The 18170-nt window shown below is 65.3% G+C and carries 12 protein-coding genes; 10 read left to right on the top strand and 2 right to left on the bottom strand.

Translation table 11 applies throughout. The features are described 5' to 3' along the window. Window positions 1–205: 205 nt before the first annotated feature. On the top strand, window positions 206–1060 hold the full coding sequence (locus tag ACTOWK_RS01465; protein WP_441328438.1) for a DeoR/GlpR family DNA-binding transcription regulator: 855 nt from the start codon (window positions 206–208) through the stop codon (window positions 1058–1060). Between the two features lie 7 nt (window positions 1061–1067). Further along, on the top strand, window positions 1068–2381 hold the full coding sequence (locus tag ACTOWK_RS01460) for an MFS transporter (RefSeq protein ID WP_441328437.1): 1314 nt from the start codon (window positions 1068–1070) through the stop codon (window positions 2379–2381). Between the two features lie 41 nt (window positions 2382–2422). Here ACTOWK_RS01460 and ACTOWK_RS01455 read toward each other — a convergent pair whose 3' ends face one another. Then, the gene (locus ACTOWK_RS01455) at window positions 2423–2890 is read right to left on the bottom strand and encodes a YaiI/YqxD family protein (RefSeq protein WP_441328436.1); all 468 of its coding nucleotides are present in this window, start codon (window positions 2888–2890) and stop codon (window positions 2423–2425) included. Window positions 2891–3022: 132 nt separating this feature from the next. Here ACTOWK_RS01455 and ACTOWK_RS01450 point away from each other — a divergent pair, with 132 nt between their 5' ends. The 7 genes from ACTOWK_RS01450 to ACTOWK_RS01420 all read left to right on the top strand — a co-directional run bounded on the left by ACTOWK_RS01450 (window position 3023) and on the right by ACTOWK_RS01420 (window position 15714). Further along, window positions 3023–3703 carry a glutathione S-transferase gene (locus tag ACTOWK_RS01450; protein WP_441328435.1) on the top strand — a complete coding sequence of 227 codons (681 nt, stop codon included), beginning with the start codon at window positions 3023–3025 and terminating at the stop codon, window positions 3701–3703. 99 nt (window positions 3704–3802) lie between these two features. Then, a complete protein-coding gene (locus ACTOWK_RS01445; RefSeq protein ID WP_441328434.1) occupies window positions 3803–5365 on the top strand; it encodes a protein adenylyltransferase SelO in 1563 nt (520 codons plus the stop codon). Window positions 5366–5542: 177 nt separating this feature from the next. Beyond that, on the top strand, window positions 5543–6418 hold the full coding sequence (locus ACTOWK_RS01440) for a GNAT family N-acetyltransferase (RefSeq protein ID WP_441328433.1): 876 nt from the start codon (window positions 5543–5545) through the stop codon (window positions 6416–6418). Between the two features lie 614 nt (window positions 6419–7032). Continuing rightward, window positions 7033–8907 (top strand): ATP-binding cassette domain-containing protein, encoded by a 1875-nt coding sequence (locus ACTOWK_RS01435; RefSeq protein WP_441328432.1) that lies wholly within the window; start codon window positions 7033–7035, stop codon window positions 8905–8907. 882 nt (window positions 8908–9789) lie between these two features. Continuing rightward, a complete protein-coding gene (locus tag ACTOWK_RS01430; RefSeq protein WP_441328431.1) occupies window positions 9790–10248 on the top strand; it encodes a hypothetical protein in 459 nt (152 codons plus the stop codon). A gap of 841 nt (window positions 10249–11089) precedes the next feature. After that, complete coding sequence (locus tag ACTOWK_RS01425) at window positions 11090–11626, top strand: hypothetical protein (RefSeq protein WP_441328430.1); 537 nt, start codon at window positions 11090–11092, stop codon at window positions 11624–11626. 14 nt (window positions 11627–11640) lie between these two features. Continuing rightward, a complete protein-coding gene (locus ACTOWK_RS01420) occupies window positions 11641–15714 on the top strand; it encodes a phospholipase effector Tle1 domain-containing protein (protein WP_441328429.1) in 4074 nt (1357 codons plus the stop codon). Between the two features lie 289 nt (window positions 15715–16003). On the opposite strand, the gene ACTOWK_RS01415 is transcribed toward ACTOWK_RS01420, so the two are convergent. Then, the gene (locus tag ACTOWK_RS01415) at window positions 16004–16984 is read right to left on the bottom strand and encodes a LysR substrate-binding domain-containing protein (RefSeq protein WP_441328428.1); all 981 of its coding nucleotides are present in this window, start codon (window positions 16982–16984) and stop codon (window positions 16004–16006) included. A gap of 127 nt (window positions 16985–17111) precedes the next feature. Here ACTOWK_RS01415 and ACTOWK_RS01410 point away from each other — a divergent pair, with 127 nt between their 5' ends. Continuing rightward, the gene (locus tag ACTOWK_RS01410) at window positions 17112–17993 is read left to right on the top strand and encodes a PhzF family phenazine biosynthesis protein (protein WP_441328427.1); all 882 of its coding nucleotides are present in this window, start codon (window positions 17112–17114) and stop codon (window positions 17991–17993) included. Window positions 17994–18170: the final 177 nt, after the last annotated feature.

The following is an 18170-nucleotide window of genomic DNA, read 5'->3' as shown; positions in this document are numbered from 1 at the left end:
CGCATCCTGGGTACAGGTGGGGCGCGGTCGCATATGCGGGCGGGATGCGGGATGGATGAGGGCGAGGTGTGGTTTGGGCAGCTCCGGGCTCGCGGCGGGCGCGGCTGTGCCGGATCGGTCCTTTGCCGGGCCTTGCCGGGTAGTGGCTTGCGTCGTTTGCACGTTTGTGCACAATTGAGCTCAATCATTAACGATTGAGTTCGCCATGTCCGCTGAGGAACTGCTGCCGCAACAGCGCCACCGCCTGATCCTGGAGCGTTTGCTGGCCGAAGGCCGGGTGATCGCGGTCGACCTGGCCCGCGAACTCGAGGTCTCCCACGACACCATCCGCCGCGACCTGCGCGAGATGGCCGCGGCCGGGCAATGCCGGCGGGTCTACGGTGGCGCCTTACCGTTGGCGCCCGATCACGGCTCGCTGAGCCAGCGCCTGGCCCAGGCGCCGACCCGCAAGGCGGCGCTCGCGCGTGCCGCGCTGGCCTTGATCGAACGCGGCCAAGTGCTGTTCCTCGATGCCGGCTCGACCAACATCGCCATCGCTGAAGTGCTGCCGCGCGACTACAGCCTGACCGTGGCGACCAATGCACCGGCGATCGCAGCCCTACTCGCGCAACGCGACGACATCGAGCTGATCGTGATCGGCGGGCGCGTCGATCCGCACGTCGGCGCCAGCCTGGGCAGCGGCGCGATCCGCGACGCCGCGGCGATCGCCAGCGATGTGTATTTCGTCGGTGTCTGTGGCGCCGATGCGCAGGCCGGCATCAGTGCGATCGATTACGAGGATGCGCAGTTCAAGCGCGCCGTCGCCGCCGCCAGCCGCGCCGTGGTCGCGGTGGCGACCGACGACAAACTCGGCACCGCCGCGCCGTACACGGTGTGGCCGGCCGAGGGCGTGCACGCGCTGGTGATCGAGCACGGCGGCGATGCCGGCGAAGCCGAGGCCTTCGCCAAACTCGGTGCGCGCGTGCTGCGCGCCGAGCCACCCATCGACCGCGCGCGCGTGCCGCGCGCCGAACCAGCCATCGACCGCGCGCGCGTACCGCGCGCCGAACCCGGCGCCTAATGCGCCCATGACCAGCAGCCTGGGCGCCGATGCCTTCCGCCTGTCGCGGCCACGCGCCGCCACCGAACCGAGAACGACCATGAGCGAATTCGAACCCGCCGACGCCACTGTCGACGATTCCACTGTCACCACCGCCGGCCAGCGCGAGCCCGTGCGCGGCAACACGACAAACGACGAAAACCAGGGCGCCACCATCGGCGCGAGCGAGCGCCTGTCGACCCGCATCGCCTTCTTCATCGCCGGGCTGGCGATGGCGGCCTGGGCGCCGTTGGTGCCGTATGCGAAGGTCCGCACCGGCATCGACGAGGGCATGCTCGGGCTGCTGTTGCTCGCACTCGGCGCCGGCTCGCTGGTGACCATGCCGCTGACCGGCGCCATCGCCGCGCGTTACGGCTGCCGCCGGGTGATCCTGTTGGCCAGCGCGGTGGTCTGCGCGGCCTTGCCCTTGCTTACCCATTTCTCCGGCGTGCCGGCGATGGCGCTGACCCTGTTCGTGTTCGGTGCCGCCATCGGCACCATCGACGTCGCCATCAACATCCAGGCGGTGATCGTCGAGAAGGCCAGCGGCCGCGCGCTGATGTCGGGTTTCCACGGCTTTTTCAGCGTCGGCGGCATCGCCGGTGCCGGTCTGGTCAGTGCGCTGTTGTGGCTGCAGGCGGCGCCCTCGGTGGCGGCGATGAGCGTCGCGGTGGCGCTGGCGCTGTTGATGCTCGCCGGCAGCCGCGGCCTGTTGCGCTTTGGCGACGACAGCCAGGCCGGCTCGATGTTCGTGCTGCCGCACGGGGTGGTGATCTTGATCGGCGCGTTGTGTTTCATCGTGTTCCTCGCCGAGGGCGCGATGCTCGACTGGAGCGCCTTGCTGCTGGTGTCGCAGCGCGGCGTCGAGGCCAGCGTGGCCGGCATCGGTTACGCGGTGTTCGCCCTGGCGATGACCATCGGACGTTTCAGCGGCGACCGCATCGTGCATCGCTTCGGCCCGCGCCCGGTGCTCGTGGCCGGCGGCGCCTGCGCTGCGACCGGCTTCGCCCTGGCGGCGTTGGCGCCGGGGGCCTTGCCGACCTTGATCGGTTTTGCCCTGGTCGGTTTCGGCGCCTCCAACATCGTGCCGATTCTGTTCAGCGCCGCGGGTCGGCAGACTGCGATGCCGGCCGGTGCGGCGATCTCGGCGGTCAGTACCCTCGGTTATGCCGGCATCCTGATCGGGCCGGCCGCTATCGGCTGGATCGCCAAATTCAGCAGCCTGGCGGTGGCCTTCCTGCTGCTCGGCGCGGCCTTGGTCGCGGTGGCGGCGAGCGCGCGCATCGCCGCCGCGCGCGATTGATCGCAATTGATCGCTACTGATCGCGACCGATTAGGGGAACCTCAGCGCGGCCGCTGCGCCAGCCAACGGTCGAGTTGCGCGGCGAAGGCCTGGCGGTCGCGCGCATGCAACACCGTCGGGCCGCCGGTCTGCACGCCGGCGCCGCGCAACTCGTCCATGAAATTACGCATCGACAGGCGTTCGGCGATGTTGTCGCGGGTGTACAGCTCGCCGCGCGGATTCAGCGCGACCGCATGCTTTTCCAGGGCCAGCGCCGCCAGCGGGATGTCCTGGGTGACCACCAGGTCGCCGGCGACGACGCGCTCGACGATCTGCGCATCGGCGACGTCGAAGCCGCCGGGCACCTGGATCGCACGGATATACGGCGAGGGCGGCGTGCGCAGCCATTGGTTGGCGACCAGGGTCAGCTGCACCCGGGCGCGGTCGGCGGCGCGGAACAGGATGTCCTTGATCACGACGGGGCAGGCATCGGCATCGACCCAGATCTGCGGCGCGGCGGTGTCGGTCATAGGCGGGCAGGGTCGGGTTGGCTGTGATCCGGCATTGTCGCGCCAAGCCCTGCGCCGCGTCGCCTGCGGCCGGCTACCATGGGGCCCGTGTTGCCGCAGCGGTCTGGCGGCCATCTCCCCGGAGCGCCGCGCATGATCAAGGTCCATCACCTCAATAATTCCCGCTCGCAGCGTGTGCTGTGGTTGCTCGAAGAGCTGCAACTGCCGTACGAGATCGTGCATTACCAGCGCGACGCCAAGACCATGCTGGCGCCGCCGGAGCTGCGCGCGATCCATCCGCTCGGCAAGTCGCCGGTGGTCGAGCTCGACGGCCAGGTGCTGGCCGAATCGGCGGCGATCATCGAAACCCTGGCCGAACGCTACGACAGCGGCCACCGGCTGTCGCCGCCGCTGCAGCCGCTGCAGGGCGAGGAGCGCCTGCGCTATCGCTATTGGCTGCATTACGCCGAAGGTTCGGCGATGCCGCCCTTGCTGTTGAACCTGGTGTTTTCCAAATTGCGGCGCGCGCCGATGCCGTTCTTCGCCAAGCCCATCGCACGCGGCATCGCCGACAAGGCGGTGTCGGCCTTCGTCGGGCCGCAACTCGCCCTGCATCTGGACTACATCGAAAGCGAACTGGGCAAGCACGAGTGGTTCGCGAGCGATCGTTTCACCGCCGCCGACATCCAGATGAGTTTCCCGGTCGAGGCCGCGGTTGCCCGCGCCCGGGACCGCGACCGGCCGCGCATGCAGGCCTTCGTCGAGCGCATCCAGGCGCGGCCGGCCTACCAGCGCGCCCTCGAGAAGGGCGGGCCGTACTCGCTGCTGAGCTGAGCTGGCTTGCTTTCGGCCCGCGTCGGGCCCACTGATGGGGAACGCGCCGCTGCGCCGGCGCGGCCATTCCGAATCCCTCGTCCCGAGCCGTAGCCCCGCATGCATTCGCCGCATTTCGACAACGCCTTCGTCCGTGAGCTTCCCGGCGACCCCGACACCGCGCCGGGCATACGCCAGGTCCATGGCGCGCTGTATTCGCGGGTCGATCCGACCCCGGTGGCGGCGCCACGGCTGTTGGCCTGGTCGGCCGAGATGGCCGAACGCTTAGGTTTCAGCGAGGACGAGGTCGCCAGCCAAGCCTTTGCAGACGTGTTCGGCGGCAATGCCTTGCTCGACGGCATGCAGCCCTACGCGGCCAACTACGGCGGCCATCAGTTCGGCCACTGGGCCGGCCAACTCGGCGACGGCCGCGCGATCTCGCTCGGCGAAGTCGTCAATGCCGCCGGCGAACGCTGGGAACTGCAGCTCAAGGGCGCCGGCCCGACCCCGTATTCGCGTACTGCCGACGGCCGCGCGGTGCTGCGTTCGTCGGTGCGCGAATTCCTGTGCAGCGAGGCCATGCACCATCTCGGCGTGCCGACCACGCGTGCGCTGAGCCTGGTCGGCACCGGCGAGAACGTGGTCCGCGACATGTTCTACGACGGCCATCCGCAGGCCGAGCCCGGCGCGGTCGTGTGTCGCGTGGCGCCGTCGTTCATCCGCTTCGGCAATTTCGAGCTGCCGGCCTCGCGCGGCGAGACCGAACTGCTGCGGCAATTGGTCGACTTCTGCATCGCCCGCGATTTCCCGCACCTGGTCGGCGAGGGCGAGGCCCTGTACGCCGCGTGGTTCGGCGAAGTCTGCGAACGCACCGCGGAGACGATGGCGCACTGGATGCGGGTCGGTTTCGTCCATGGCGTGATGAACACCGACAACCTGTCGATCCTCGGCCTGACCATCGACTACGGCCCCTACGGCTGGATCGACGACTACGACCCGGACTGGACGCCGAACACCACCGATGCCGGCCAGCGTCGTTACCGCTACGGCCAGCAGCCGCAGGTGGCGTACTGGAACCTCAGCCGCCTGGCCGGGGCTTTGTCGCTGTTGCTGCCGGTCGAGGCCTTGCAGGACGGCCTGCGCCGTTATGTCGACGCGTATAACGTCGCCGAACGCGACAGCATCGCGCGCAAGCTCGGCCTGCGCGAATGCGGCGACGACGATGTCGAACTGATGCAGGCGCTGCGCGAGTGGCTGCATCGGCATCAGGTCGACATGACGATTTTCTTCCGCACCCTGGCCTCGGTCGATATCGCGCAAGCGCAGCCGGATGTAGAAGGTTTCGCCGAGGCCTATTACGACGCCGAACTGGGCGCGACAGGCGAACCGGCCCTGCGTGCCTGGCTGACGCGCTACGCCGAACGCGCGCGCGCCGACGCCTGGCCCGCGGAGCAGCGCATCGCCCGCATGAATGCCGCCAACCCGCGCTATGTGATGCGCAATTACCTGGCCCAGCAGGCCATCGACCGTGCCGAGCAGGGCGACCCGCAAGGCATCGCCGAATTGCTGGAAGTGATGCGCCGACCGTACCAGGACCAGCCGGGACGCGAAGCCTATGCCGCGCGCCGCCCGGAATGGGCCCGCGACCGCGCCGGTTGTTCGATGTTGTCGTGCAGTTCTTGAGCGCGTAGTTCATCGCCACGCAGGTCATGACTGCGAAGGTCATGACTGCGAAGGTCATAACCGTGAAGGTCATATCCGTAAAGGTCATATCCGTAAGGATCAGCAGCGTGCCCGGCTGAGGCGCAGTTCAGTCGCCGCCATCGCGAACGAGCGGCGCTTGCAGCACAATCGGCCGCCATGAATCCGCTACCCGAACTCCGCGTCGTCGACCACGACGACATCGCATGGCATGGCGCGTACTGCGACTACGTCTCCCTGGTCTTCCGCCAGGCAGATTTCCGCCGTTGGTGCGAATGGCGGCAGTGGGGCGAGGATTATCGCGCGTTCTGCATCGTCGGCTACGACGGCCGCGTGCTCGCCAATGCCTCGGTGTCGCGCATGCGCCTGCGGGTCGAAGGGCGCGAGGTCGTCGGCTATCAGCTCGGCGCGGTCGGCTGCCTCCCGCAAACGCGCGGGCAGGGGCTGGCGCGCAGGGCGATGCAGGCCGCGCTCGGCTATTGCGGGTCGACGCCGGTATTCCTGTTCGCCAACGACAGCGTGCTGGATTTCTATCCGCGCTTCGGCTTCGCAGCGGCGCCGCAGAGCTTGTTCGAGGCGAGCCTGCAGGCCGAACCGGCGGGCGACGGCCGCGGCGCGACGCTCGACCTGTCCGATGACGACACCCGCGCCGACTTCCTGCGTCTGGCCGCCGCCGCATCTGCGGTCAGCGAGCGTTTCGCCGCCTGCGACTACGGCCGCATCGCCACCTGGTACGCCGCCAACGGTTACGCCAGCCCGTTGATCCGGCTCGACCACGACACCTGGGTGTTCGCCGAGGTCGAGGACGGTGTGTTGACGATCGAAGACGTATTCGCGACCCGGCCGTTCGACCTGTCGGCCGCATTGCCGCATTTGATCGGGCAGCCGATCCACACGGTCCGGTTCGGTTTTACCCCGGAACGCCTGTGGCCGCAGGCTCGTGCGGTCGGCGCAGAGGCCGACGCCGACCTGTTCGTGCGCAATCTGGTCTTGCCGGCGGGGCCGCACCGGTTTCCCTTGCTCGCGCGGACCTGAGGCTGGCGCGGACCTGATCGCGGCGAGGCCGGCGATGGCTACCGCTGACGGCGCTGGCCGGCCTTGCTGCCAGCCTCGCTTGCTCCCAACCTCGCTCTTGCCTCCCAGGCTCGTTAGGGTCCGGGGCCGATTAGGGCAAGGCTGATTAGGGCAGGGCTCGCCAGGGACCCAGGCCCGCTAACGCACAAGGCCCGGCTGCGCCGCGCCGACGACTCGCATCGCGCGGCGGCCGTGGCCTGTTGACGGCCGGCGCCGCGGCGCGGCCGCAGTCGCCGGGCCGGTCGTTCAGACCGGGGCGAAGCCCTTGGTGGTCTTCTTTTCGTTCTTTTCGGCGCGCTTTTCCTTCATGGTCTTGGCCGGTTTCTTCTTGGTTTCCTTCTTGCGGTCCATTCCCTTGCTCATGATCCGATCCTCGTTCGATGGCGGCGCGTCGCGGCGGATGCCGGGCGCCCGTGGCCAAGTATGCGCCGCCGGCCGCATCGGCGCCTGCGTCCGTCAGCCGCCGCCCGCTGAGTCCCCGGCATCGGCTCGTGCCTGAGCCGCGGCACCGTCGGCCGGCCGCGACCCGTCGCACGACCTGCCGATTGGCGCGCCGCGCCCGGTAGAATGGTCGGATGCCCCTGATTACCGTACAGAACGCCGACTACAGCGTCGGCGGCCCGCTCCTGCTCGAAAACGTCGAACTGTCCATCGAACCGGGCGAACGCATCGCCCTGATCGGTCGCAACGGCGCGGGCAAGTCCACTCTCATGAAACTGCTGGCCGGCGAATTGCAGGCCGACGACGGCGAAATCCGCCGCGAATCCGGCGTGCGCGTCGCCCGGCTCGAACAGGAAGTACCGCCCGGCGCCAGCGGCACGGTGTTCGACGTGGTCGCCGACGGCCTCGGCGAACTCGGCCACTGGCTGGCCGAATACCATCACCTCAGCCACGCCGAACCCTTCGACGGCGACGCCCTGGCCGACGTGCAGACCAAGATCGAGGCCGCCAACGGCTGGGGCCTGGATCAGCGCGTCACCGAAACCCTCGACCGCCTCGGCCTCGACGGCGAAGCCGCGTTCTCGGGCCTGTCCGGCGGCATGAAGCGGCGCGTGCTGCTGGCGCGCGCGCTGGTCTCGGCGCCCGACCTGCTGCTGCTCGACGAACCGACCAACCACCTCGACATCGAAGCCATCGACTGGCTCGAACAATTCCTCAAGTCCTGGCAGGGCGCGCTGCTGTTCGTCACCCACGACCGCCGCTTCCTGCGTTCGCTCGCCACCCGCATCGTCGAGATCGACCGCGGCCAGGTCACCAGCTGGCCCGGCGACTGGGACAACTACGTGCGCCGCCGCGAAGAGCGCCTCAACGCCGAGGCCCAGGAAAACGCCCGCTTCGACAAGCTGCTGGCGCAGGAAGAAGTGTGGATCCGCCAGGGCATCAAGGCCCGCCGCACCCGCGACGAAGGCCGCGTGCGCCGGCTCAAGGCGATGCGCAACGAACGCCAGGCGCGCCGCGACACCGTCGGCAACGTGCGCATGGACTTCGCCCAGGCCGAGTCCTCGGGGCGTAAGGTCATCGAGGCCAAGGACGTCAACTTCGACTACGGCGGCAAGCCCTTGCTGCGCGATCTGTCGACCACGATTTTCCGCGGCGACCGCATCGGCCTGATCGGCCCCAACGGCAGCGGCAAGACCACCTTGCTCAAGACCCTGCTCGGCGACCTCAAGCCGCACACCGGCGAAGTGCGCGAGGGCAGCAAGCTGCAGGTCGCCTATTTCGACCAGTACCGCGCGACCCTGCGCGAGGACTGGAATGCGATCGAGAACGTCGCCGAAGGCCGCGAGTACGTCGAAGTCGGCGGCAAGCAGAAGCACATCATCGGCTACCTGCAGGACTTCCTGTTCACCCCGGAGCGCGCGCGTGCGCCGATCACCCGCCTGTCCGGCGGCGAACGCAACCGCCTGCTGCTGGCCAAGCTGTTCGCGCAGCCGTCCAACCTGCTGGTGATGGACGAACCGACCAACGACCTCGACGTCGAGACCCTGGAACTGCTGGAAGAACTGCTCGGCGACTACACCGGCACCTTGCTGCTGGTCAGCCACGACCGCGACTTCCTCGACAACGTGGTCACCTCGACCTTGGTCATGGAAGGCGATGGCCGGGTCGGCGAATACGTCGGCGGCTACAGCGACTGGGTGCGACAGCGCGCCAATGCTGCGGCCAGGAGCGTCGCCAACAAGGCCGCGGCGTCGAAGCCGGAGGCCGAAGCGGCCGCGCCGGTCGTCGCCAAGCGCAAGCTGAGCTACAAGGACGCACGCGAACTGGAGCAACTGCCGGCGAAGATCGAGGCTTTGGAAACACGTTTGGCCGAACTCACCGCGCAGATGAACCAGCCGTCCTTCTACCAACGCGACGCCGCCGCGATCAACGCCCACAACGCGACCCTCGCCGAGGCCCAGGCCACGCTCGATGCGGCTTACGCGCGCTGGGCGGAACTGGACGGCTGAGAGGCTAGGGGGCAGTCATCGGGCTTGGGTCATGGTCCATGCTGCCCCCGTCGCTTTGCTGGAAGTGTCCGAGAGTTAGAGTGATCTTCCGCCGGCCAAGTGCTTCGTGCGGAACTGCCTGTTGCTGTTCCTGTGCGAACGAAACAAGCGGCATCGCGCCCGGCCGACAGCTCACGGATCACGCCGAGGCGGCCGCTCCGCGAAGGCATCGAGGATACGGATCACGCGGCCGAACGGCAGGTCTTCCTCCAGCAGCTCCTGAAGCTGAGTCGGCGACATCTGTCGATCCAATGCGACCAACTGCCAACTGATCCGATCCGATCCGGGGCGTCGAATCGCCCCGTGGCGAGCGCGTCCGATCCGCCCCAAGCCTCTATCAACCTGTCTAGCAGGTCACGCGCGTAACCGATCTCTTCGTCATGTCGGGATTCTCGCCACTGGACGACCACACGTTGGGCCACGGCCGTCTCGCCGGGCTCTAGTTCCTGCACCTGAAAACGCCGCCCGCCACGCAGCTTCAGTCGGGGCGCCCGCTCGCTTCGACCGCGAAGTCTTCAACCCGCGCCCGGTGCCGACCTGGGCGGCGAGCGGGGCTTCGCCGGCCTGTCCCAGATTAAGACAGACGCCGAAGTTCAAATCGTGTCGCGCGCGCTCGCGCAACAATCCGATCCACGATTCGGCTAACTCAAGTTGGATTATCGCACCGGGAATCAATACAACCGCGAGCAGCAAAACTGAAAATTCGGCCATTGGCGATACTCAAAGTAGCGGTCGATAGTGATCAGTGCGTATTAAACGAGATGCGACCTTGGTCAAACAGTCGCGACTACACACGCCTCTGAGCGATACTCGACGCATGCGGAGTGTTCACGGAGCCTGGAAATGCCATTTGTAAACGAATTCATTCCTGCCGAGGACGTAGAGAAGTACGGGATCAAAGCCATCGACGAGAAATTTATCGTTGGTGGGACCGATGCTCGAGATTGGACAGTGGATCGTGATCGAAATATCTATCTGCGCAATGTTGCGATGGGCGCAGGGGCTGAACTCGAACTACGTAATCAATTGACTTGGTCGTTCTACTGGCGCGGCGATCTGTTGACGCTTCGCCTCGACCTCCTTGCTGCCACGGGTGGCCCAGGTGAACCTGGTTGGTCGCATTGGAAGCTGGTTTGGCTCAATGGCAGTAACGGACTGCCACAGCACCTGCGGCAATACAAAACACAGGTCATTGAGGATCTGAAAGCCGCCCTGACGATATATCAGGGATCTGGCGTCTACTCCGCTGACTACTCCGGCTACAGCATCGCCTTGGAGATTGGAGAGGGGTGCGTTATATGACCGATGCGCTGACTGTCAGTAAAGTGATTGCGCTTCTGCGTATCAATCGACTCGCGACTCAGCTAACTAGAGCTGGATCGCTGCATTCTGAATCAGCGCAACTAGAAGCAATAAAACTGAAACTCTGTCGTGGGCGCTACTTTAAGTAGCGGTATGAGTCTAATGCGTGCCAAACCGCATGGCTCCAAGTGCGAGCTCATTAGTAGAGTGACGGACATGCATCGTCAGTGCTTCGCGGTCGCCAAGTCGATGGCACATTAAAATATGGTCGTTGCTGAAATGTTTCCGCAGAAACAAGTAGACAGTCTTGACTCCTGCGTGGCGCGCGGTCCAAGCTTCGCCTATTCTTCGGACCACCAAATGCCGGTGCGTCGGTTGACCCGAATCCTTGACCAGACCCTATGGCTGGCATGCAGGTGCTCATCGCGCATGAAGTGCGGTGGGTTTGCTTACACGGGACCAACACGGACAGTTCATGCGCCATCTCTGCTGCCAACGTCACGTCAGTTTGCGCCGCCCCCTTTTTGTGCGCGGAAGAACGTTCCCGCGCCTACGAGTAGCGACGTTTGGAGGCGATCAATGTTAAAGATTTTATCGATTTTGTATGTGGCAACAGCGTGCCTATTGATGCCGTTCACCATCTGGAAGTTCGACTGGCCACTAGGAATTATCCTGGCCTTCGGCGCCGCAATCGTTGTCATGCCAATCTTGCTACTCATACTTCTACCTAGGGGCAAGCACTGGCACTAGGGGAGAGCTGGTCGAGATCACTGTCCCGTGACAACGTAGTTACCAACGAACCTGATGCATCTCTTGCATCAACTTCTACAAGGCAATAACGATGAACAACCAGGCCCCGAGCAATTCCACCCCGATGCCCTGGCCACTAACCTTCGATGAGTTTTCGTTCGGCACACGGGTATACAACACGCTTCGCTGCAACATCATCTTCGAGAGGCATCAATTCGCCCTAAAAAGCGAGTTGGATCAGCCATCCGGTGGGCCCCATGTCCCTGATTGGAAAGAGGATTGGGCCGCTAGCTTCATCGTCTCGGACTACAGGATGCCCCCGGGGCCGGTGGAGGTCCAATGGACCTCGTTGGATGGCGTCGAACATCACGTTGAAATCGATCTGATCAAGGAAATATTTCCTGAACAGGTGGTTCTGCACAACGTAAACAAAGAGGATGTCAACGAAGATTGGGCGCGTTACGAGGGCGGTAAGACTCGCCCTCCCGAAATCCTTATGGAAATAAACGACCTAACCATCAATGTCTATATGAGTGCAATGGTGCTCACCAAGCTCCCCCCGAATCCTGATCGGCCCGACATTGTGGGCTGTCAAGACTTAATGCTGGCTTGGTCGAAGACGTACTAACGGAGCGGCACGTCATGGATGACAACAATAGAAAGAAGCATGTAGTTCATCTCGCCGAGGACGGACTTCCGAAGGCGGACGTTTCGTACTACGCGGCGACAGCAGAGCATCTGAGCAGCTACGACCGGGCTGCTGATGAACTGTATAAGTTCAAGGTGCCCGCGTTGTACGACGCCCAGGATCGCCACTCGTACCTTTTGATCGGGCTGATGGACGGTACCGGTAACGATGTCGCGAAAGACCCACTGCATGCCACCAATGTTGCCAAGTTCAACGATGAGGTCCTTAACCTCAGGCGATCAGGCCATAAACGAATCTTTGTCGAGTACGAAGCCGGTCCCGGGACGCAGGAAAGCATCCTTGCAAAAAATATAGACGCGGCTACCGGGCGTTCTAGTGAGTCAATCGCCGAGCGCACCTACCAAAGTTTGGTAGATCGTGCGCAGAAGATCTACAAGATTGATCCTGACGCGAAGATTGCTATCCATGCTGAGGGATTCAGTCGAGGGGCTAGCCAAGTTCCATTGTTGGCGCAAATGATTCACGACCGTGGCATTCCCAACTTATACCGTCCTGAGTACGTCCAAGACGAGCACGGAACTCTCACGAAGGCCTACCCGCACTTCCATCAAGCCCCCGGGTACACGCCGATGTCGGTGGGTCTCTACGACCCGGTGCCGACCGGTGCGATGGAAAAGCTGGATCGGCGTTTGCCGCCCTCGGTCGTGTCCGGCTTCCAAATCAACGCCGCCGACGAGAAGCGCACCAAGTTTCCGGTTGACCGCATCATTCCTCAGGGGATGTCGGAGGATGGACGTTTTCTCAGCGTCAGCGTAGCGGGCGCGCATTCCGACATTGGCGGCAGCTACCTGCGCAACGGCCTCGGTACGCGCAGTCAGAACCTGATGACGGACTACCACAACGCACTGTTCAGCGAACCGCTATTGCGGCGATTGCCGGAGACCTACGATCCACGTCTCAACGTGATTCATCGCTCCGAAGAAGGCAGTATCTTCAAGTACATGCCGAAAACACAGCGCGACTTGCCGGCAGGTGAAGTCACCAAGCTGGTGCCCGACGACGGCAGCCCGAAACCGACCGATCCGGTGGTCGCAGCTACCCTGCATCGACCGAAGCCGATGGCTGCGACCGTAGCTGAACTTGCTCAAGGCGCTACGCCCGTGGTCCGTGCTGTTCCCGAACAGATGGCGGCACCGCCTGCCGAAGAGGCGATAGCGGAGTGGCACAGGAAAGTTGGCAATGTCGAAGTCCGGCCGTATCAGCCGCCGATGCAGCTGAGCCCGGGTGCCAAGGTAGCGGCAGCAGCCGGCGTCGCCGGCATCGCCGCGAGCGTGGTCGACGCCAAGGCCAGCGCCGATCGAGCCAGCACGTTGCTGTCGCAAGACAATCCACTGGCCGCGCAATCCGAGCTGACCCACTACGCCGCGCGCGGTACAGGCGGTTGGATCGGCGGCGCCTCGGCCGGCCTGGTCGCCACCGCCGCCGCGACCGGCCCGGGCGTAGTCGGCTTCATCGTCATTGGCGGCGCGGCCGTGGCGGGCAGCCATGTGGGCGAGCACGTCGCCACGGTTCTGGACAGCTACAAGACCTTCAAGCAGACCGACCGACAAGGCGTTCATTGGGCGTCCAACGGGCTGCAATGGGTCCGGCAGGACCTGGGCGATATGCTCGACGATGGCCAGAACAAACCGGTGGTGCAGACCTTCTCCGCCGATCCGGAAAAGGCCGAGGAGCTGAGTTACCGGGCCAGCAATTCCGCAACGGAACTGGCCATGGGCAAGCTCGACCCGCCGCGTAATCCGTACTCGCTTCCGGCGGCCGACAACGACCCGGTGAGCCTGCGGCGGGCGGATTGGGAGCGCAATCCGCAATCCGGCGCATGGGACCGCAGAGTCGTCGTGGGCTTCGAGCAAGCCGGCGTGCCGATGTACCGAATCGACCACGCGAGTCCCGAGCGCGTGGCCGAACTCGATCGCGCATCGGACCAGGTGATTCGCGACAACATCGCCAACGGTCCCGCCCCGATGGCGGCGCGCTACCAGATGGTGCATCGGAGCGCCGGCTGGGAGCGATTCGGCGCGATGCCGCCCTCGGTGCAATCGGCATTGCAGGACAATGCGCTGATGGCGTCGGATGGGAAGTTGTATTTTCGCGATGCGCAGGGGCAATGGCAGCGCGATGGCCAGCCCGCGGTGGTCGAAGCCAATCTGCGCCAGGAACTGGAGAGCACGCGGGCGGCCCTGCAACCGCAATTGGCGCTGCATCAGCAGCAGGTCGCCGAGATTCCGAAGCGGCAGCCGCCGACCCTGGAAGATGTCGAGCGGGCCGATTTGTTGGCGACCTACAGAGTCCACAAGCTCGACCCGAGCCCGGAACAGCTGGAAGCGTCCCTGGAAGCGGTAAGGCGCACCCAGCAGGAGCATGGCGTCGCTCCGCTGGCGACTTCGCTGCACCTGGGGCTCAACGCGCATGGCAAATTCGATATCGACAGCCCGATCGAGCACATTGGCCGCGACGCTGACGGCGCGAACCGTGTTCATGCGGTCACGAGCCCGCTTGAAGTGCAACTGGCAATGCTGGATCTGCGCTCGCCACCGCCCACGGCGCCGGACCCTCCGGAACTGCGAATCGCCAACCTGTCGCCGCAGCAACACGAAGCTTTGGAACAAGTCGTGCGCGAGGCGAACCGTTTGGGTTTGAAGCGCGACGACGTGCAGTCCGCGGCAAAGCAAGCGGTGGCTGGAGCGATCGCAGCGGACCGCGCGCCGGAGCTTGCTCTCGATCTTGCCGATGCCGACAGCGAGCGGCTGCCGCGGTTGCCGCAAGCGCCTCGCGATTCGAGCGCACCGTCGCCCGCGGCAACAAAGTCGCCTGTAGCGGCGCTCGCATCCGAAAGACCCGAGGAGCCGCGTAACCCGCAGGGCGAGGGCGAGCGGACGAAAGCCGAGTCGCTGGCTGGCGTGCGGCCCGTTGCCGCCTCTTCCGCCGATTCGCTGGTGGCGCCTCCCGTTCGCGAAGCACAGCCCACCCGCGCGATGACCGAGCCGGCACCGACCGATGGGGTGGCCACCAAACCACCTGAGCCGTACGCAGCCAAGCCCCAGCCGGCGCCCGCGCCCGACGCGCCAGCCCAGCTCGAGCCCCAGGTCGCGCCGCCGGTTGTGCCGCCGGCAGTGGAAGCCGCGCTGGACGACACCGCCTTGCGCCGCGGCGACCGCGGACACGATGTCGAGATGCTGCAGTTCCGTTTGCAGCGTGTCGGCTATGGCGGTGGCGAGGGCGATCCGACTCCCGAGCCGGGGCACTTCGATGCCACGACCGAGCAAGCCGTTCGCCGATTGCAGCGCGACCACGGCCTGCCCGATACCGGGCGTGTCGACCCGGACACCGTCCAGGCGCTTGCGATTGCGCAGCAGGCCAGGATCGAGTTGCAGAAAACCGCAAGACCAGACAACGAAGCGCTCACTCCCGAGAAGACTCCGAAGCCAATGGAACCGGCGCTGGCAGTACGCGACGAGCGCGTCGCCGAGCCAGCCGCGGCGTCGATTCCCGCGCCGCCGCCCGACACGCGGCCGAACCAAACCGCGACCGCGACCGCGACCGGCCGCGCCGAGCCTTCAAGGGCGGCTGGCGAAACGCACTCGAACCAGCGCGAGCCGCCTTACGCACGGAACGACGAAGCTGTCGGCAGGGCGATACCGGAACGGTCGGCAGCGGCCCAGGATCTGTCGCACCTTTCTCCTGCGGATAAGGCGATGTTCGCGAAGATTCGCGGGAACGTATCGGCCGAGGTGCCAGACGAAACGGTGGCGGCGGCGATGCTCGCGGCCAAGCGCAACGGCATACCGGATGCCGAGAGCATCGGGCCGGTCGGCGTCGCTAACGGCAAGCTCTGGGTCGGCTCGAATATTCCTGGCTTCCACACCGGTGTATCGATTTCCGAGCCGGCTCCCGCCATGCGCGATACGGTGCGCGAAACGCAGGCGTTCAATCAGCAGCGGGATAGACAACTCGTCGAAGCCCAGCAACAACCGGACGAACAGCAGCGGAGCGCTCGCAGCATGTAAGCAGAGTTCCTGCCCGGCCTGGCACGAGGGTTGCCGATGGTCCGGCTCATCTGCCTTCGGGCGCTTGAGCCGATAGGTGTAGCAATGCTTGGCATTACCCGGAGCTTGCGGCCTTGGAAGTAGGGCGTTCGATACAACGAATCAATCCGGAGCGTTGCAAGCCCGGCAGCGGCAGTAGGTCAGGCGCGATCCAGGACAACGGATTTCGTGGAGGCCGCTGGTCCGCCAGGAGGCAATCGTCGTGCCAGCGGGGACGCTTGGCCGAGGCCATACAACAGTGATTGCCAGATCATTCCGCTTTCGATTGCCGCAGCTCCGCACCGGCTTTTTCTGCTTCCAGCATGATCCAGCCATGAAACGCGCCGATGCGAGCTTCTTGCAGCCGGTCTTTGCGACACACGATCCAGTACGAATACGGATCCGGAATGCCAAGGGCGAACGGTTTGGCGAGGCGGCCGCTACGAATCGCCTCTTGCACGAGCATGGCTGGAGCGAGCGCAACGCCGCGTCCCGCCATCGCGGCTTCAATCGCCAGTTGGGTGCTGTCGAAGAGTGGGCCGCGCTCCAGCAGACGGGTCGCCTCGGTCCCGCTCATGCCCGCCGCGGCCAGCCAAGCCAGCCAATCGGGTCGTCCGGCGATGCCGGCTCCAAGCGGGGGCGCCGTTCGCAGCAGCGGGTGATGAGCCAATGCCTGGGGCGCATCGAGGCTTCCGCTGGCGAGCAAGGACGGCGCACATACCGGGAACACCTCGCCCGAAGGCCAGAGCTTGTCCGCGTCCAATGCGTTGCCGTAAGGGCCGGGGCCGTAGCGCAATGCGATATCGATGCTGGCGTCGTGCGCCAGATCCACCACCGTGCTGTCGGCCGCGAGCCGGATTTCGATCGCCGGATACAAGGCCTGGAACAGATGGATCCGTGGCGCCAGCCACATCGCGGCGAATGAGGCCGCGGCGCTGATGCTCAAGGTCGCAGGGCCTGCGCTAAGCCCGTCGAGCTTCAACTCGTCCAGCGTTCGGCCGATGTCCTTGAAAGCCCGCTGCGTCGTGGCAGCCAAGCGCTCGCCGGCGCTGGTCAGCCGCACGGAGCGGTATAACCGATCGAATAGGTTAGCCCCGAGATATGCCTCCAGTGCCTTGATCTGATGGCTGATCGCTGCCGGCGTGACAGAGATTTCCTCGGCCGCCGCTTTCAGGCTCCCCAGGCGGGACGCCGCCTCGAAGGCGCGAATCGCGGCGAGCGGCAGGTTCGGAAGCGGGGCGCGGGGTTTCATTCGCTGCGGTCTTCAAGTTAGCTCAGCTAACTTTAGTCCGAAAAAAGATCGTTTGGCGGGCGAGCTTCGCGCAGGCACGCTCGTACCTGGATTCGAAGCCCTGTTCCTTCACCCATTCGGGAGCGCCATGAGCCACCTCAACTTTGCCGTCATCGACGTATTCGCGGAGAGCCCCTTGAGCGGTAATCCCCTTGCCATCGTCAGCGGCGGCGACGATTTGTCGGACGACGTGCTTCGCGCAGTGGCGCGGGAGTTCAATCAGGCGGAAACGACGTTCGTGCTCGATCCCGTGGCGGCCAATGCGGACCGAAAGTTGCGTTCCTTCACCGCCAGCGGCGCCGAGGTGTTCGGCGCGGGCCATAACGCGCTGGGCGCATGGCTGTGGCTGGCCGAAACCGGACAACTCGGCGATTTGAGCACGCAGAAGGAGTTCTGGCAGGAGATAGGGCCTGCGGTGCTGCCGGTGCGCATCAAAGTAGAAGGCGGACGCGCCAGCGCCGTCATGACCCAGGGCCGGCCGGAGTTCCTCGCTAAGGCGCAGGACCTGGCTGGGCTCGCGACGGCGCTAGGGCTCGATCCGCAGGATATTTGCGACCCTGCGCCGCAGGTGGTGACCACCGGAGCGCAGCACTTGCTCGTGGCCGTGCGTAAACGCACGGACGTGGACAAGGCGCGCCCCGATTCGCAGCGCCTGCTGGCCCAGCTTCGCCAGGCCGGTGGCGAGGGCTGCTATCTGTTCTCGATGGAGCCTCATGCAGACGGCGTCACTGCGTACGCACGATTCTTCAATCCCACCGTGGGTTTATGGGAGGACTCCGCAACCGGCACCGCGGCCGGACCGCTGGCGGCATTCCTCGACGCTCATGGGTTGGTAGGAACCGAGCGGGCGATCGTCATCGAGCAGGGCCGGTACATGGGCCGCCCGAGCAGGCTCAACGTCGATCTTCGCGATGGCGTGAAGCTTTCCGGCAGCGGTGTAATCGTAATGGCCGGCACTCTATTCCTTTAGCACCCAAGGCTGGTACGTCGGCCAGCCCGTGCCGCCATGGGCGCTGCACCCCGCCCATGGCGAGTTCGGGAACGTCTTCTCCATCGTCTTATCGCAACCGAAGTATCGCGGCGTGTCAGCCGGGCCGATAGCGGAACCCGCGAGCGGGTGCGAGGCGGAGCGCAGACACGGCTTCGC

Source organism: Lysobacter sp. CA196 (assembly GCF_052078695.1).
Classification (GTDB): domain Bacteria; phylum Pseudomonadota; class Gammaproteobacteria; order Xanthomonadales; family Xanthomonadaceae; genus Lysobacter.
This window is presented reverse-complemented; position numbering and strand designations above follow the sequence as displayed.

Excerpts from the sequence above, each read along its gene's own strand:
- ACTOWK_RS01410 (WP_441328427.1), top strand. The coding sequence starts at position 17,112 with ATGAGCCACCTCAACTTTGCCGTCATCGACGTATTCGCGGAGAGCCCC.
- ACTOWK_RS01460 (WP_441328437.1), top strand. The coding sequence starts at position 1,068 with ATGACCAGCAGCCTGGGCGCCGATGCCTTCCGCCTGTCGCGGCCACGC.
- ACTOWK_RS01415 (WP_441328428.1), bottom strand. The coding sequence starts at position 16,984 with ATGAAACCCCGCGCCCCGCTTCCGAACCTGCCGCTCGCCGCGATTCGC.
- ACTOWK_RS01425 (WP_441328430.1), top strand. The coding sequence starts at position 11,090 with ATGAACAACCAGGCCCCGAGCAATTCCACCCCGATGCCCTGGCCACTA.
- ACTOWK_RS01420 (WP_441328429.1), top strand. The coding sequence starts at position 11,641 with ATGGATGACAACAATAGAAAGAAGCATGTAGTTCATCTCGCCGAGGAC.
- ACTOWK_RS01440 (WP_441328433.1), top strand. The coding sequence starts at position 5,543 with ATGAATCCGCTACCCGAACTCCGCGTCGTCGACCACGACGACATCGCA.
- ACTOWK_RS01430 (WP_441328431.1), top strand. The coding sequence starts at position 9,790 with ATGCCATTTGTAAACGAATTCATTCCTGCCGAGGACGTAGAGAAGTAC.
- ACTOWK_RS01455 (WP_441328436.1), bottom strand. The coding sequence starts at position 2,890 with ATGACCGACACCGCCGCGCCGCAGATCTGGGTCGATGCCGATGCCTGC.
- ACTOWK_RS01465 (WP_441328438.1), top strand. The coding sequence starts at position 206 with ATGTCCGCTGAGGAACTGCTGCCGCAACAGCGCCACCGCCTGATCCTG.
- ACTOWK_RS01435 (WP_441328432.1), top strand. The coding sequence starts at position 7,033 with ATGCCCCTGATTACCGTACAGAACGCCGACTACAGCGTCGGCGGCCCG.
- ACTOWK_RS01445 (WP_441328434.1), top strand. The coding sequence starts at position 3,803 with ATGCATTCGCCGCATTTCGACAACGCCTTCGTCCGTGAGCTTCCCGGC.
- ACTOWK_RS01450 (WP_441328435.1), top strand. The coding sequence starts at position 3,023 with ATGATCAAGGTCCATCACCTCAATAATTCCCGCTCGCAGCGTGTGCTG.